At 60.1% G+C, this 14,629-nt stretch carries 16 protein-coding genes; 8 read left to right on the top strand and 8 right to left on the bottom strand.

Going from position 1 to position 14,629, the window contains the following annotated elements; translation table 11 throughout:
- The first annotated feature begins 217 nt into the window (after window positions 1-217).
- From ACIPOO_RS16480 to ACIPOO_RS16465, 4 genes are all read left to right on the top strand, one after another.
- Complete coding sequence (locus tag ACIPOO_RS16480; RefSeq protein WP_274136449.1) at window positions 218-817, top strand: aminodeoxychorismate/anthranilate synthase component II; 600 nt, start codon at window positions 218-220, stop codon at window positions 815-817.
- Between the two features lie 18 nt (window positions 818-835).
- Window positions 836-1,885, top strand: a complete 1,050-nt coding sequence (gene trpD / locus ACIPOO_RS16475) for an anthranilate phosphoribosyltransferase (protein WP_400608731.1) — start codon at window positions 836-838, stop codon at window positions 1,883-1,885.
- The gene (gene trpC, locus ACIPOO_RS16470) at window positions 1,882-2,718 is read left to right on the top strand and encodes an indole-3-glycerol phosphate synthase TrpC (RefSeq protein WP_274136447.1); all 837 of its coding nucleotides are present in this window, start codon (window positions 1,882-1,884) and stop codon (window positions 2,716-2,718) included. The genes trpD and trpC overlap by 4 nt, the downstream gene beginning before the upstream one ends.
- A 137-nt stretch (window positions 2,719-2,855) precedes the next feature.
- The gene (locus tag ACIPOO_RS16465) at window positions 2,856-3,551 is read left to right on the top strand and encodes a biotin/lipoate A/B protein ligase family protein (protein ID WP_400608594.1); all 696 of its coding nucleotides are present in this window, start codon (window positions 2,856-2,858) and stop codon (window positions 3,549-3,551) included.
- A gap of 6 nt (window positions 3,552-3,557) precedes the next feature.
- Here ACIPOO_RS16465 and crp read toward each other — a convergent pair whose 3' ends face one another.
- Window positions 3,558-4,202 (bottom strand): cAMP-activated global transcriptional regulator CRP, encoded by a 645-nt coding sequence (gene crp, locus ACIPOO_RS16460; RefSeq protein ID WP_274136444.1) that lies wholly within the window; start codon window positions 4,200-4,202, stop codon window positions 3,558-3,560.
- 221 nt (window positions 4,203-4,423) lie between these two features.
- On the opposite strand from crp, the gene ACIPOO_RS16455 reads away from it, so the two are divergent.
- On the top strand, window positions 4,424-4,846 hold the full coding sequence (locus ACIPOO_RS16455) for an OsmC family protein (RefSeq protein ID WP_400608593.1): 423 nt from the start codon (window positions 4,424-4,426) through the stop codon (window positions 4,844-4,846).
- Between the two features lie 90 nt (window positions 4,847-4,936).
- On the opposite strand, the gene coq7 is transcribed toward ACIPOO_RS16455, so the two are convergent.
- The 5 genes from coq7 to hemJ all read right to left on the bottom strand — a co-directional run bounded on the left by coq7 (window position 4,937) and on the right by hemJ (window position 8,371).
- Window positions 4,937-5,584 carry a 2-polyprenyl-3-methyl-6-methoxy-1,4-benzoquinone monooxygenase gene (gene coq7 / locus ACIPOO_RS16450; RefSeq protein WP_274136443.1) on the bottom strand — a complete coding sequence of 216 codons (648 nt, stop codon included), beginning with the start codon at window positions 5,582-5,584 and terminating at the stop codon, window positions 4,937-4,939.
- A gap of 128 nt (window positions 5,585-5,712) precedes the next feature.
- Window positions 5,713-6,051 (bottom strand): histidine triad nucleotide-binding protein, encoded by a 339-nt coding sequence (locus tag ACIPOO_RS16445; protein ID WP_274136442.1) that lies wholly within the window; start codon window positions 6,049-6,051, stop codon window positions 5,713-5,715.
- Between the two features lie 86 nt (window positions 6,052-6,137).
- A complete protein-coding gene (locus tag ACIPOO_RS16440) occupies window positions 6,138-6,923 on the bottom strand; it encodes an SDR family NAD(P)-dependent oxidoreductase (protein ID WP_400608592.1) in 786 nt (261 codons plus the stop codon).
- Between the two features lie 56 nt (window positions 6,924-6,979).
- Complete coding sequence (locus ACIPOO_RS16435; protein WP_400608591.1) at window positions 6,980-7,897, bottom strand: DUF805 domain-containing protein; 918 nt, start codon at window positions 7,895-7,897, stop codon at window positions 6,980-6,982.
- A gap of 48 nt (window positions 7,898-7,945) precedes the next feature.
- Complete coding sequence (hemJ, locus tag ACIPOO_RS16430) at window positions 7,946-8,371, bottom strand: protoporphyrinogen oxidase HemJ (RefSeq protein ID WP_274136439.1); 426 nt, start codon at window positions 8,369-8,371, stop codon at window positions 7,946-7,948.
- 134 nt (window positions 8,372-8,505) lie between these two features.
- On the opposite strand from hemJ, the gene argC reads away from it, so the two are divergent.
- Both argC and erpA read left to right on the top strand, forming a co-directional pair.
- Window positions 8,506-9,540: an N-acetyl-gamma-glutamyl-phosphate reductase gene (argC, locus tag ACIPOO_RS16425; protein ID WP_400608590.1), complete on the top strand. Its 1,035-nt coding sequence runs from the start codon at window positions 8,506-8,508 to the stop codon at window positions 9,538-9,540.
- Window positions 9,541-9,694: 154 nt separating this feature from the next.
- A complete protein-coding gene (erpA, locus tag ACIPOO_RS16420; protein WP_274136436.1) occupies window positions 9,695-10,045 on the top strand; it encodes an iron-sulfur cluster insertion protein ErpA in 351 nt (116 codons plus the stop codon).
- Window positions 10,046-10,108: 63 nt separating this feature from the next.
- Here erpA and ACIPOO_RS16415 read toward each other — a convergent pair whose 3' ends face one another.
- Both ACIPOO_RS16415 and ACIPOO_RS16410 read right to left on the bottom strand, forming a co-directional pair.
- Window positions 10,109-11,200, bottom strand: a complete 1,092-nt coding sequence (locus ACIPOO_RS16415; protein WP_400608589.1) for an anhydro-N-acetylmuramic acid kinase — start codon at window positions 11,198-11,200, stop codon at window positions 10,109-10,111.
- Window positions 11,201-11,203: 3 nt separating this feature from the next.
- Window positions 11,204-12,649 (bottom strand): peptidoglycan DD-metalloendopeptidase family protein, encoded by a 1,446-nt coding sequence (locus tag ACIPOO_RS16410; RefSeq protein WP_400608588.1) that lies wholly within the window; start codon window positions 12,647-12,649, stop codon window positions 11,204-11,206.
- A 212-nt stretch (window positions 12,650-12,861) separates the two neighbouring features.
- On the opposite strand from ACIPOO_RS16410, the gene tyrS reads away from it, so the two are divergent.
- On the top strand, window positions 12,862-14,061 hold the full coding sequence (gene tyrS, locus ACIPOO_RS16405; RefSeq protein WP_274136432.1) for a tyrosine--tRNA ligase: 1,200 nt from the start codon (window positions 12,862-12,864) through the stop codon (window positions 14,059-14,061).
- Window positions 14,062-14,629: the final 568 nt, after the last annotated feature.

Below are 14,629 nucleotides of genomic sequence, written 5' to 3'. Positions count from 1 at the left end.
AATTGTCAGCAAACTCTTGATGCGCGTTATCAAGGCCCACGCCCGCTGGCGTTGGCGCGCCTGACTCTTTCCCCTTGCCGGCCTGCCCGGCGCTGCAACACCCTGCCTCAGACACGAAGTTCATGCCGCCCGTCCTGCGTAGCGCAGTGGCCACAAATGCGGGTGCGACTTTCGAGAGGTTGATTAAGGTCAGTGATTTCAAGAGGTTAAGCACACCATGCTGCTGATGATCGATAACTACGACTCCTTTACCTATAACGTCGTGCAGTACCTGGGCGAACTGGGCGCCGACGTTAAAGTGATCCGCAACGACGAAATGACCGTTGCCGAAATCGAAGCTTTGAACCCCGAGCGCATCGTGGTCTCGCCGGGCCCGTGCACGCCGAACGAGGCGGGCGTCTCCATCGACGTCATCAAACACTTCGCAGGCAAGCTGCCGGTGCTGGGTGTGTGCCTGGGCCACCAGTCCATCGGCCAGGCCTTTGGCGGCGATGTGGTGCGCGCACGCCAGGTCATGCACGGCAAGACCAGCGATCTGATCCACGAAGACCAGGGCGTCTTCGAAGGCCTGAAACACCCGCTGACCGTAACCCGTTACCACTCTTTGGTGGTCAAGCGTGAGACCTTGCCAGACTGTCTGGAAGTGACCGCCTGGACCCAGCTCGAAGACGGCTCCGTCGATGAGATCATGGGCCTGCGCCACAAGACATTGAACGTCGAAGGGGTGCAGTTCCACCCTGAGTCGATTCTCTCCGAGCAGGGGCACGAGCTGTTCGCCAACTTCCTCAAGCAGACCGGCGGCACTCGTCAGGGTTAAGGACACTTCGATATGGCAATGGATATCAAAACGGCGCTGGCCCGGGTTGTGAATCAACTGGACCTGACCACCGACGAAATGCGCGACGTCATGCGCGAAATCATGACCGGACAATGCACTCAGGCGCAGATCGGCGCATTCCTGATGGGCATGCGCATGAAGAGCGAGACCATCGACGAAATCGTCGGTGCGGTGTCGGTCATGCGCGAGCTGGCCGATCAGGTCCAGCTTCAATCTCTGGAGCGCGTCGTCGACATCGTCGGCACGGGCGGTGACGGGGCAAACATCTTCAACGTGTCGACCGCCGCATCCTTCGTGATCGCCGCCGCCGGCTGCACGGTGGCCAAGCACGGTAACCGCGCAGTGTCGGGCAAGAGCGGCAGCGCCGATCTGCTGGAAGCCGCCGGGGTCTACCTGAACCTGACGCCAGTCCAGGTGGCGCGCTGCATCGACAGCGTCGGCATCGGTTTCATGTTCGCCCAGACTCATCACGGCGCGATGAAACACGCCGCCGGCCCACGCAAGGAGCTGGGACTGCGCACCCTGTTCAACATGCTCGGCCCGCTGACCAACCCGGCTGGGGTCAAGCATCAGGTGGTCGGTGTGTTCAATCAGGCGCTGTGCCGCCCGCTGGCGGAAGTATTGTTGCGTCTGGGCAGCAAACACGTGCTGGTGGTGCATTCCCAGGACGGCCTGGACGAATTCAGCCTGGCCGCGCCGACTTTTGTCGCTGAACTAAAGAACGGCGAAGTCACCGAATACTGGGTGCAGCCCGAAGACCTGGGCATGAAGAGCCAGAGCCTGTTTGGCCTGGTGGTGGACAGCCCGGCGCAGTCGCTGGAACTGATTCGTGATGCCCTGGGCCGCCGCAAGACCGAAAACGGTCAGAAAGCCGCCGAAATGATCGTGCTCAACGCCGGCGCCGCGCTCTATGCCGCCGATCTTGCGTCATCGTTGAAAGAAGGTGTGGAGCTGGCCCACGATGCGCTGCATACGGGCCTGGCGCGTGAAAAGCTCGAGGAGCTGGGCGCCTTCACCGCAGTATTCAAACAGGAGAATGAAGGATGAGTGTGCCGACGGTTCTGGAAAAGATTCTTGCCCGCAAGGCCGAGGAAGTCGCGGCGCGCCGTGCCAGCGTCAGCCTGTCGGAGCTGGAAACGCTGGTCAGCACCGCCGATGCGCCACGCGGCTTCGCCCAGGCACTGATCGAGCAGGCCAAGCGCAAGCAGCCTGCGGTCATCGCCGAAATCAAGAAGGCTTCGCCGAGCAAGGGCGTGATTCGCGAGAACTTCCAGCCGGCCGAGATCGCCAAGAGCTACGAGGCGGGCGGTGCGACCTGCCTGTCGGTGCTGACCGACATCGATTTCTTCCAGGGCGCCGATGCGTACCTGAAAGAAGCCCGTGGCGCCTGTGCGCTGCCGGTCATCCGCAAGGATTTCATGATCGACCCGTATCAGGTGGTTGAAGCACGCGCGCTGGGCGCCGACTGCATCTTGCTGATCGTGTCGGCACTGGACGACGTGAAAATGGCCGAGCTGGCATCGGTCGCCAAAGGCGTTGGCCTGGACATTCTGGTTGAAGTGCACGATGGCGATGAGCTGGAGCGGGCGCTCAAGACCCTCGATACCCCGCTGGTCGGCATCAACAACCGCAACCTGCACACCTTCGATGTCAGCCTTGAAACCACGCTGGACCTGCTGCCGCGCATCCCCCGTGATCGCCTGGTCATCACCGAGAGCGGGATTCTCAACCGCGCCGACGTCGAGTTGATGGAAATCAACGAGGTGTATTCCTTCCTGGTGGGCGAAGCCTTCATGCGCGCTGAAAAACCGGGCGTGGAACTGCAGCGCCTGTTCTTCCCTGAGAAGGGCGCGGCAATCAAGGGCAGTACGCTGGATTGATGTCGTCGGTGAATCTCCTGTGGGAGCGAGCTTGCTCGCGAATGCAATTATCCAGATACCGAGAAGGCGTCTGAACTGGCGCAATCGCGAGCAAGCTCGCTCCCACAGGGTCACAGTCAGGAATTCCTGGAGTCGCTATGCACACACAAGTCATCGACATCTGCGTTGAAGCCGGCCTTGCGGCCGAGCAGGACTTGCTGGCTTCTGTCTGTGCCGGGGATGCCGATTACGGCGTGCTGTTCTGGCGCCCCAACGATCACGCACTGGTGATGCCGCGCAGGCTCAGTCGCCTGCCAGGCTTCAGCGAAGCCAGCGAAACCCTGTCCGATATCGGCTGGCCGGTACTGCTGCGTGAAAGCGGCGGCGAACCGGTTCCCCAGTCCCCTGCCACCGTGAATGTCGCGCTGGTCTACGTCCAGCCCAAATCCGACCCTGATCGCGACCGCATCGAGAACGCCTACATGCGCCTGTGTCAGCCCATGCTCGATGTGTTGGGCGAGCTGGGTGGCGCGGCGTCTCTGGGGGAGGTTCCGGGCGCGTTCTGCGATGGGCGCTTCAACGTCAATCTCGATGGTCGCAAGATGGTCGGGACCGCCCAGCGCTGGCGCCAGAGCCAGGGCGGACAGCGGCCGGTGGTGCTGGCCCACGGTGCGATGCTGCTGGATAACGAACGTGTGGAGATGGTCGACGCCGTCAACCGCTTCAACCAGATGTGCGAGCTGGAACAGCGTTGCAACGCCGACAGCCACATCGCCCTTCACGAATTGTTCGCCGCGCCGGATTTCCTGAACCGCCTGGCCGAGCGCTACGCCCAGGTGTTCGCTCAGCTGTAACGGAATTCAGCGGGTGCCGAAGACCACCATGGTCTTGCCGCGCACGTGAACCAGCTTCTGCTCTTCCAGCGACTTGAGCACGCGCCCAACCATTTCCCGTGAGCAGCCCACAATCCGCCCGATTTCCTGGCGGGTGATCTTGATCTGCATGCCATCGGGGTGAGTCATCGCGTCCGGCTGCTTGCACAGGTCCAGCAGGCTGCGCGCCACCCGGCCTGTGACATCGAGAAACGCCAGGTCACCGACCTTGCGCGTGGTGTTGCGCAGACGCTCGGCCATCTGGCCGCCCATTGCGTACATCAGTTCAGGATCGTGCTGGCTCAGCTCGCGGAATTTTGCATAGCTGATTTCGGCGACTTCGCACTCGGTCTTGGCGCGGACCCAGGCGCTGCGCGGCGAGCCGGTGCTCTGGGGATGGAACAGACCCAGTTCGCCGAAGAAGTCGCCCGCATTGAGGTACGCGACGATCATTTCGCGGCCGTCGCTGTCCTCGATCAGGATCGTCACCGAGCCCTTGATAATCAGGTACAGAGACTCGGATTCCTCGCCGGCGCAAATGATGTTGCTCTTGGCCGGGCAACGTCTGCGCTGGGCGTAGGGAAGGAGCTTGTCGACCAGTTTGGCTTTGTTCGGAGGGGTCATGACAACCATGGTTGTATCCCGTAAAAAACTGCGCCCTGAGGCATTCTTATAGGTATCGGCAGTATTTCCGATTTATCGCCCCGAGTGAGGGGCAAATCGCCATTTTTCCGAAAATTCCTACTTTTGTGTCGCTAATCGGCATCTCCCGACTCACTCAGTGACATCTCTGCCCTGTGCTAAGCTGGCCGCCTTTTTTCAAGCATTCTTATTTCAAGTACGGAGTCCTGGGGATGAAAGCGCGTATTCAGTGGGCGGGTGAGGCCATGTTCCTCGGCGAGTCGGGCAGCGGCCATGTGGTCGTGATGGACGGCCCGCCCGAGAGCGGCGGTCGCAACCTGGGCGTGCGCCCAATGGAAATGGTGCTGATCGGCCTGGGCGGTTGCAGCAACTTCGACGTGGTCAGCATCCTGAAGAAAGCCCGCCAGCCGGTCGAGAGCTGCGAAGCCTTCCTGGAAGGCGAGCGCGCCACTGAAGACCCGAAGGTGTTCACCAAGATCCACCTGCATTTCGTGGTCAAGGGCCGTGGCCTGAAGGAAACCCAGGTCAAGCGCGCCATCGAACTGTCCGCCGAGAAGTACTGCTCGGCGTCGATCATGCTGGGTAACGCGGGCGTGGAAATCACCCACGACTACGAAATCATCGAGCTGGGTTGATCGACACAAAACCCCGTAGCAGTCCGGCTTGCCGGCGTCAGCGATCTTGAGTACGCCGTCGCCGGCAAGCCGGACTGCTACAGGTCGGCGTCAGATACGGTAGGTGCTTTTGGTCATCACCTTGGCCAGCATGCTCATGCCGAACTTCACCGGTGCCGGGAAGCGGAAACCGCCAGCCTGAATGGCGCCTTCGGCATGTTGCTCTTCGTCGGTGCGCATCTGCTCAAGAATCGCGCGGGACTTCTCGTCCTCCACCGGCAGTTGCTCCAGATGCTCGTTCAGGTGCTTGCAGACCTGATCTTCAGTCGCCGCCACAAAACCCAGGCTCACCTTGTCGCTGATCAGCCCGGCAACAGCGCCGATCCCGAACGACATGCCATAGAACAGCGGGTTGAGCACACTGGTGTGGCTGCCCAGTTGGCGGATGCGCTGCTCGCACCACACCAGGTGGTCGATCTCTTCTTCGGCGGCATGTTCCATCGCCTTGCGCACATGAGGCAGCTTGGCGGTCAGCGCCTGGCCCTGATACAGCGCCTGGGCACAGACTTCACCGGTATGGTTGATGCGCATGAGGCCCGCGACGTGTCGGGTGTCGGTTTCGCTCAGCTTGGTGTCAGGCTGGACGATGGCGGGCGAGGGGCGATGGGAATGCGCGCTGGCAGGCAGCAGCGTTTTCATCGCAGCGTCGGCCTGCAACAGAAAACGATCGATAGGGGAGTAGTGACGTTCGGTAGCCATGGGCACCTCCGGATAAATCCACGGCGGCCAGTCTACCTCAATCATTGTGACGAGGCTTGTGCTGCGTCAACCCGCCCAGGCGCGCAATAGACGCCCGGCGGATCGGTAAAACCGGTGTAGGGCCCGACTCAGCCCGGCGGCCAGGTCATCTGACGCTTGCCCAGCACGTGCATGTGAATGTGATAGACGGTCTGCCCGCCTTTCTCGTTGGTGTTCATCACAACGCGAAAGCCGTCCTCGCAGCCCTGCTCCTTGGCCAGGCGCTGGGCGGTGAAGAGGATGTGACCCAGCAGGCCCTTGTCTTCTTCGGTCACGTCGTTAAGCGTGGCGATCGGTTTCTTCGGTATGACCAGAAAATGGATCGGCGCCTGCGGGGCGATGTCGTGAAACGCCAGCACTTGATCGTCTTCGTAGATGATCTTTGCCGGGATTTCCCGGTTGATGATCTTGGTGAACAGAGTAGTCACAGCCTTGTTTCTCCGTTTCAGGGGCAGTGGGGCGAGTGTACTGAGCGCGCGCGAACACGCCCAGCCGTTTCTTGCAACGCGGGGTATCAGGCCGAAGTGCGCGACTTGAGCATCGAGCCCCAAATCTTGCGCGTCATCCAGCGCCCGGCCAGACGTGGCATCCGGATCATGAGGCGATTACGCAGGCCCGGCACGATGATCGCGCGATTCTTGTCCAGGGCACGCACGGTATACAGCGCGATCTCTTCGGCGCTCATGGTCTTGTCGCTGGTGAACTTGTCGGCATTCAACTGAGCGGTGCGGAAGAACGACGTGCGCGTGGGGCCCGGGCACAGCACCGAGATTCTCACGCCGGTTTTCTTCAGTTCCTCGCGAAGGCCTTCGGAAAAGTGCAGCACATAGGCTTTGCTGGCGGCGTAGGTGCTCATCCACGGGCCCGGCTGGAACCCCATGATCGACGCAACGTTGAGGATCTGGCCGCCGCCTTGCACCGCCATCAGGTTACCCACCGTGTGGCACAGGCGGGTCAGGGCCAGCACGTTGAGGTCCAGCAGGTCCTGTTCCTGTGCCCACTCCTGGGCCAGAAACGGGCCGCTGTTGCCGATGCCTGCGCAATTGACCAGCAGATCGATCTGGCGCTCGCCCTCTTCCAGTTCCAGCAGAAAGCCCGAGAGCCGCAGGGGTTCGCCCAGATCGCAGGCGCGAAACAGCACCTCAACGCCGAAGCGCTGAGTGAACTCGATGGCAATGCTCTCCAGCATGTCCCTATGGCGAGAAACCAGAATCAGATTGCGGCCACGGCGAGCCAGCGCTTCGGCCATCGCAAGGCCGATACCGCTGGATGCTCCGGTGACCAGGGCGTAACGGGTCATGCAGGTCTCCCATGAGGTGTTGCAAGTGGTGAGACAGCGTCCTTGCTGCCAGTCAGTTATTGATCTTCTTCGTTGTCGGAAGAGTCGCCTGCGTCTGCAGGGTCTACCGGCACGGTTGGTTGTGCAGCGTCATCATCGTCGTAGGGCAGGGTCTGTTCGTATTCGTCCGTCGTGGCTTCTACCTTGCTTTTGACCTTCTGCAGCCCGCCGGTCAGGCCTGCCACGAACATCAGGGCCAGGAACAACAGCCACAGGGTGGCGAGGACTTTCACAGCGCCGGTGTTCTTCGGCGGTGGGGCGCCGTAGCGGTTGGGGCCTGCATTGCCGGGCACGACACACATCAGGATCGGAAAGAAGCTGCCAACGAAGGGGACCAGATTGAGCAAGAGCAGCCAGGCCGACCAGCCGGCATCATGCAGACGCTGTGCGCCCATCATGATGCTCACGACGATGAAGGCCAGCACCAGTACCGCACCCAGCAAGCCGCCGGCGACCAGCGACAGGCTCAGCACGCCGAAACACAGGGCTGCCGCCAGCATGGCGACGAAGGTCAGGACCATGGTCCACGCCAGATAGCGCAGCCGGCCGATGCGCCCCTGCACGGTGAACACCTTCAACTCACCCTCTGCCGGCCAGTTCTGGGTGACCGCTGCCCGGGGCGGGGCGTAAGGCGACGGGGCTGGCTCGAACGCCGGTCTGGCCGGGGCAGGCTCCTCGATTTCCTCAAGTGTCCACGACACCGGTTGTTCGGACTCGATGCGTGCCTCTACGCCTGCGTCGTTCAGCGCCTTGAGATAGCGCTGGGCGTCATCCCGGGTCAGGCCCTTCTTGACGGTAACAGGCTTGCCGGTGAACAACCGGTCGATGCCCGACACATCGCTTTTGAACAACTGCGCCAGGTTCAGGCGCGCAGTTTCAAGGTCCACACCCGTTCGCAACTGCCCTTCGAATACGATCTTGAACTGCTCGGCCATGCACGGCTTCCTTGTCTTGGGTTGAATGCATCACTGACAAACGTGGGATCAGAACGGTTTGACCACGACCAGAATGACGATGGCCAACAGGATCAGAACCGGGACTTCATTGAACCAGCGATAGAACACATGGCTGCGGCCCTGCTCGCCACGGGCGAAACGTTTGACCTGCGCGCCGCACATATGGTGGTAGCCGATCAGCAACACCACCAGGGTCAGCTTGGCGTGCATCCAGCCTTGCTGCAGGAATCCCGGGGTCAGTGTAATCAGCCAGATGCCGAACACCAGTGTGGCGATCATCGCCGGCCCCATGATTGCGCGGTAGAGCTTTCGCTCCATCGTGCAGAAGCGCTCGCGGCTGACGTCATCGGTGCTCATGGCGTGATAGACGAAAAGGCGAGGGAGGTAAAAAAGGCCAGCGAACCAGCATACGATTGAAACAATGTGCAGTGCTTTTATCCACAGATAGAGCATTTTGGTTTTTTTCCAGGATCACGGTGGCGCAAATAGTAGTGGCTGGCAGGCCCGTACGTCACGTTCACGGTTGTCCCCAAGGCCCTGGCCTCCTATTATCAGCGGCTTTCCAGTGGTTTCGTTGAGGGCAGGTTATGGTCAAGGTCGGTATCGTCGGTGGCACGGGTTACACCGGCGTCGAATTGCTGCGTCTTCTGGCACAGCATCCGCAAGCGCAAGTGGTGGCGATCACCTCGCGCTCCGAAGCAGGTCTGCCAGTGGCCGACATGTATCCGAACCTGCGCGGCCATTACGACGGTCTGGCCTTCAGCGTACCGGATGTGAAAGTCCTGGGCGCGTGCGACGTGGTGTTTTTTGCCACTCCCCACGGCGTTGCACACGCGCTGGCGGGCGAACTGCTGGCAGCGGGCACCAAGGTCATCGACCTGTCGGCTGACTTCCGTCTGCAGGATGCCGATGAATGGGCCAAGTGGTACAACCAGCCCCACGGCGCACCTGAGTTGCTGGGCGAGGCTGTCTACGGACTGCCGGAAGTCAACCGCGAACAGATCAAGGGCGCGCGCCTGATCGCGGTACCGGGATGCTACCCGACTGCCACTCAACTAGGCTTCCTGCCATTGCTGGAGGCGGGGCTGGCGGATCCGACCCGCCTGATCGCCGACTGCAAGTCCGGCATCAGCGGCGCCGGTCGTGGTGCCAGCGTGGGTTCGCTGTATGCCGAAACCAGCGAGAGCTTCAAGGCCTATGCCGTCAAAGGTCACCGTCACCTGCCGGAAATCAGCCAGGGCCTGCGTCGTGCAGCCGGTGGCGATATCGGCCTGACGTTCGTACCACACCTGACGCCGATGATTCGCGGCATTCATGCAACCCTGTACTCGACCGTCGTCGACAAGTCGGTGGACCTGCAGGCACTGTTTGAAAAACGTTACGCCAACGAGCCGTTCGTCGATGTGATGCCTGCCGGCAGCCACCCGGAAACCCGCAGCGTGCGCGGCGCCAACGTCTGCCGCATCGCGGTCCATCGCCCACAGGGCGGTGATCTGGTCGTGGTGCTGTCGGTCATCGACAACCTGGTCAAAGGCGCATCGGGCCAGGCGGTCCAGAACATGAACATCATGTTCGAGCTGGACGAACGCATGGGACTGTCCCACGCAGCGCTTCTGCCTTAACGGCTATCTCAAGGCCGCAAGCGGACAGGCTCCTGCTTGCGGCCTGTCGCTTGCAGCTTGCCGGTGCTCTTCAAATAGTTGACCAATTTTCTGGGAGAAGCGGATAATGCGCCCATTACGCATTATGACGGCTTAACGCCGGGAGATATTGAGCATGAGCGTCGAATCCTTCACTCCGGTGGCTCTGGAATTCACCCAGGGTGCAGCGCACAAGGTGAAAACCCTGGTCGACGAAGAGGGCAATGATCGCCTCAAGTTGCGTGTATTCGTAACGGGCGGTGGCTGTTCGGGCTTCCAGTATGGCTTCACTTTCGATGAAGACGTTGCAGACGATGACACCATCGTCGAGCGCGAGGGCGTAAGCCTGGTGGTCGATCCAATGAGCTTCCAGTACCTGGCTGGCGCAGAAGTAGACTATCAGGAGGGGCTGGAAGGCTCCCGCTTCGTGATCAAGAACCCTAACGCCGCAACCACCTGCGGCTGCGGTTCCTCGTTCTCGATCTGATTCACAGGCTGTAGAACGCAAAACGCCGTGCAGATGCACGGCGTTTTCGTTTGCGGGCAATGGTTACGCCGGGTAGATGGCGCCCAGTACTCGCAAGCCTTTGGCCCCGGTGACGCTCGGGCGGTTGGCCGGCACGCTTTCCAGTGCGCAATGGGCCAGCCAGGCAAAGGCCATGGCCTCGACCCAGTCCGGGTCCACACCGAAATCGGCAGTGCTGGACACCTTGGTGTTGGGCAGCAACGCCGCCAGCCGAGCCATCAGCGCCTTGTTATGGGCGCCGCCGCCGCACACCAGCAGTTCCTTGGTCTGGGCCTGGGCCGACTGCAAGGACTCGGTAATGCTCAAGGCTGTCACTTCCAGCAGCGTCGCCTGAACATCTTCGGGTTTCAGGGTCGGCAACTGGAACATGTGGTGCTGAACCCAGCCCAGGTTGAAGACTTCACGCCCGGTGCTTTTCGGTCCCTTGGTCTGGAAGAACTGGTCGCTGAGCATGGACTTGAGCAGGTCCGGGTTGACCGTGCCACTCTCGCCCCAGGCGCCGTCCTTGTCATAGCTCAGGCCGCGCTGGGCCTGGATCCAGGCATCGAGCAGCACGTTGCCGGGGCCGGAATCGAAACCGGAAACCGGTTTGTCGATCTCGATCAGGCTCAGGTTGCTGAAACCACCGACGTTCAGCACTGCGCGATAGTCCTTGTTGTCATCGAACAGCGCTTCGTGAAACGCCGGCACCAGCGGGGCACCCTGGCCACCGGCGGCGATGTCACGCTTGCGGAAGTCGCTGACGACGGTAATGCCGGTCAGTTCGGCAAGCAGGGCAGGGTTGCCGATCTGCAGGGTGAAGCCGCGGGCGGGTTCATGGCGAACCGTCTGGCCGTGGCTGCCGATGGCGCGAATCTCGCCTGCGGACACGTTCTGCTTGTCCAGCAGCGCGAGTACGCCCTGGGCCGCAAGGCGTACCCATTTCTGCTCGGCGATGCCGACCCGGGCGATCTCGTCCGGACCGCTGGCGCACAGGCCCAGCAGCTCGGCGCGCAGGTCATCAGGCATAGGGATGTAGTGGGTGGTGACCAGGCGTGGCCGCTCATCCTGTTCAATCAGCGCGAAGTCGAGTCCATCCAGACTGCTTCCGGACATTACACCTACATATAAAGTCATGGGTCAGCGCTTACTCGAGGCCAGCATGGTGGCCTTTTCCTGGTCCATGCGAGCCATCAGAGGTTGGCTCTCCTGCATGAACCGCTGTTTTTCGGACTTGGCGATCGGGTCTGCCATCGGCAGCTTCTGACCCAGTGGGTCTACGTGAACGCCATTAACCTGGAACTCGTAATGCACATGCGGGCCTGTCGAAAGGCCGGTCGTACCAATATAGCCGATGACTTGGCCTTGCTTGACGCTGGAGCCATTCTGAATGCCTTTGGCAAAGCCCTGCATATGACCGTAGAGCGTACGGTAAGTCTCGCCGTGCTGGATGATGACGGTGTTGCCGTAGCCGCCACGACGGCCGGCCAGGATCACCTTGCCGTCACCGGTGGCCTTGATCGGCGTGCCGCGCGGCGCTGCGTAGTCGATGCCCTTGTGAGCGCGGATCTTGTTCAGGATCGGGTGTTTGCGGCCCATGGAGAACATCGAGCTGATGCGGGCGAATTCAACCGGGGTGCGGATGAATGCCTTGCGCATGCTGTTGCCGTCGGCGGTGTAGTAGTTGGTGTTGCCCTGCTTGTTGGTGTAACGCACGGCGGTGTAGGTCTTGCCACGGTTGGTGAACCGCGCGGACAGGATGTTGCCGGTGCCGACGGTCTTGCCGTTGACCACTTTCTGCTCATAGATCACGTCGAATTCGTCACCCTTGCGGATGTCCTGGGCGAAGTCGACGTCGTAGCCAAAGATGTTGGCCATGTCCATGGTCATGCTGTGGCTCAGGCCTGCGCGCTGGCCTGATTGCGACAGCGAGTTGCTGATGATGCCGTGCACGTAGGCGGTGCGAACGTTGGGCTTGCTGACGTCACGGGTAAACAGGTAGCCCTTTTCGGTCCTGGAAAGGCTGATGGATTCCAGGTCGTTGAGCTTGCTGTGCAGCTGTTTCAGGTTGCCGTCGGGAGTCAGTTCGAATTGCAGCACCTGGCCGTTTTTCAGCTGGCTGAACTGCTTGGCCTGTTTGTCGCTGGCGATGACTTCATGCACAGCGGCGGGTGGCAGGCCCACCTTCTCGAACAGGGTAGAGAGGGTGTCACCCTTGGAGACCACGATTTCCCTGTGGTTCGGACTTTTGGCTGCGGCGACGGCCTCGGCGGCAGGCTTGGCCGGAGCAGGCGCAAGAGCCGGGGCCTGAGCGGTGTCTTCAGGCTCGTCGGTGCTGTCGTCGATCTGTGCGAATGGGGAAGTTGTGGTGTCTTCTGTGGCTTTCGCCTGGTCTTGAGCGTCTTGTTGTTGCTTGAGCTGATCGGATGGCGTGTCCAGCTCGAGCGCGATGTTGGTTTTCTTGGCTTCGACATCGCTCGATGGAAAAACCAGAAGCGCCAGGCTCAGCAGGGCCGCGATACCGCTTGCAGCTAGCAGATGGCTCTTCGGATAAAGCGGGGGCGCTTTAGGCGGAGTGTCGTTCATAAGTAATTTTGACTTTGAAAAAAGATGAAATGGAAAAGATGAATGACATGATGAAGATGAAATAACTGTATAAAATATAACCAAATCCTGCTTGAGGCAAGTCCGCGTGCGGATCGTTCCCTGATTCGTCGCCTTGCTGTGGGCAGACTTTGTATTTGGGCGGTGATCTTGTATCGTTGTTTCCCTTTGGAATAAGGCTTACGGGGCGATTTATGAAGTCGGTTGAAGAGCAGTTGGCGCTGATCAAGCGTGGCGCGGACGAACTCCTGGTGGAGTCCGAACTGGTCGCCAAACTCAAGCGTGGTCAGCCACTGCGCATCAAGGCCGGTTTCGACCCTACGGCTCCTGATCTGCACCTGGGCCACACGGTGCTTATTAATAAGCTGCGCCAGTTCCAGGAGCTGGGGCATCAGGTCATCTTCCTGATCGGTGACTTCACCGGCATGATCGGTGATCCGAGCGGCAAGAGCGCCACGCGCCCGCCGCTGACCCGTGAGCAGGTGCTCGACTACGCCGAAACCTACAAGGCTCAGGTCTTCAAGATCCTGGACCCGGCGAAAACCGAGGTGGCGTTCAACTCCACCTGGATGGACCAGATGAGTCCTGCGGATTTCATTCGCCTGTCTTCCCAGTACACCGTCGCTCGTATGCTCGAGCGCGATGACTTCGACAAGCGCTACAAGTCGAACCAGTCGATCGCCATCCATGAATTCCTCTATCCGCTGGTGCAGGGCTACGACTCTGTCGCATTGCGCGCGGATGTCGAGCTGGGCGGCACGGACCAGAAGTTCAACCTGCTGATGGGGCGCGAGCTTCAGCGTGCGTACGGTCAGGAAGCGCAGTGCGTTTTGACCATGCCGCTGCTCGAAGGTCTGGATGGCGTGAAGAAGATGTCCAAGTCCCTGGGCAACTACGTTGGTATCCAGGAAGCACCGGGCATCATGTACAGCAAGCTGGTCTCGATTCCGGATGCGTTGATGTGGCGTTACTTCGAGCTGCTGAGCTTCCGCTCCATGGAAGAGATCGAAGGCTTCAAGGCCGATTGCGAGGCCGGTGCGAACCCGCGTGACATCAAGATCAAGCTGGCCGAGGAAATCGTTGCACGTTTCCATGGTGAAGAGGCTGCGGCTTCGGCGCACCGTTCTGCGGGCAACCGTATGAAGGATGGCGAGCTGCCCGAGGATCTGCCGGAGATTTCCGTGTCTGCTGCTGAAGACATGCCGATCGCTGCCGTCCTTAATAAGGCAGGCCTGGTGAAGAACTCGGCGATCGCTCGCGATCTGCTGGCGTCCGGTGGCGTGCGTATAGATGGTGAAGTGGTTGATCGCGGCTTTGTCTTCAAGGTCGGCGCTACCCATGTATGCCAGGCCGGCAAGAAGGCATTCGGGCGCGTAACGCTGGTTTCTGAATGATTTTGAAATAAGTGCTTGACGCGCCTCGGGAGATCTCTATAATTCGCCCCACTTCCGGCGCAGTCGGAACGGAAAACTCCTTGATAATCAACGAGTTAGACGTTCAGGATAGCGAGGAAGTGCTTCGGTTCAGGTCACTGAATCGGCAGCGGTGAAAAAGGTGGTTGACAGCAGGTTGTAACGCTGTAGAATTCGCCTCCCGCTGACGTGAGACGCTAAGTCGAACGAAGCGCAAGTGGTTGAAGTTGATCAAGAAATTTTGAAAATTTCTGAAAATAACCGCTTGACAAGATGAGACGCTGCTGTAGAATGCGCGCCTCGGTTGAGACGAAAGATCTTAACCAACCGCTCTTTAACAACTGAATCAAGCAATTCGTGTGGGTGCTTGCGCTGTAAGACTGAAGTCAACAGATTATCAGCATCGCAAGTTACTCCACGAGAAATCATGGTTTAACCAACGATTGCTGAGCCAAGTTTATAGGGTTTTCTCAAAACCCGATTGCAGTATTGAACTGAAGAGTTTGATCATGGCTCAGATTGAACGCTGGCGGCAGGCCTAACACATGCA

Origin of the sequence: Pseudomonas sp. NPDC090201 (genome assembly GCF_044746825.1) — a bacterium.
Taxonomy (GTDB): domain Bacteria; phylum Pseudomonadota; class Gammaproteobacteria; order Pseudomonadales; family Pseudomonadaceae; genus Aquipseudomonas; species Aquipseudomonas putida_AD.
Note: the sequence above shows the minus strand (reverse complement) of the source record. Positions and strands in the feature narration are given on the sequence as shown.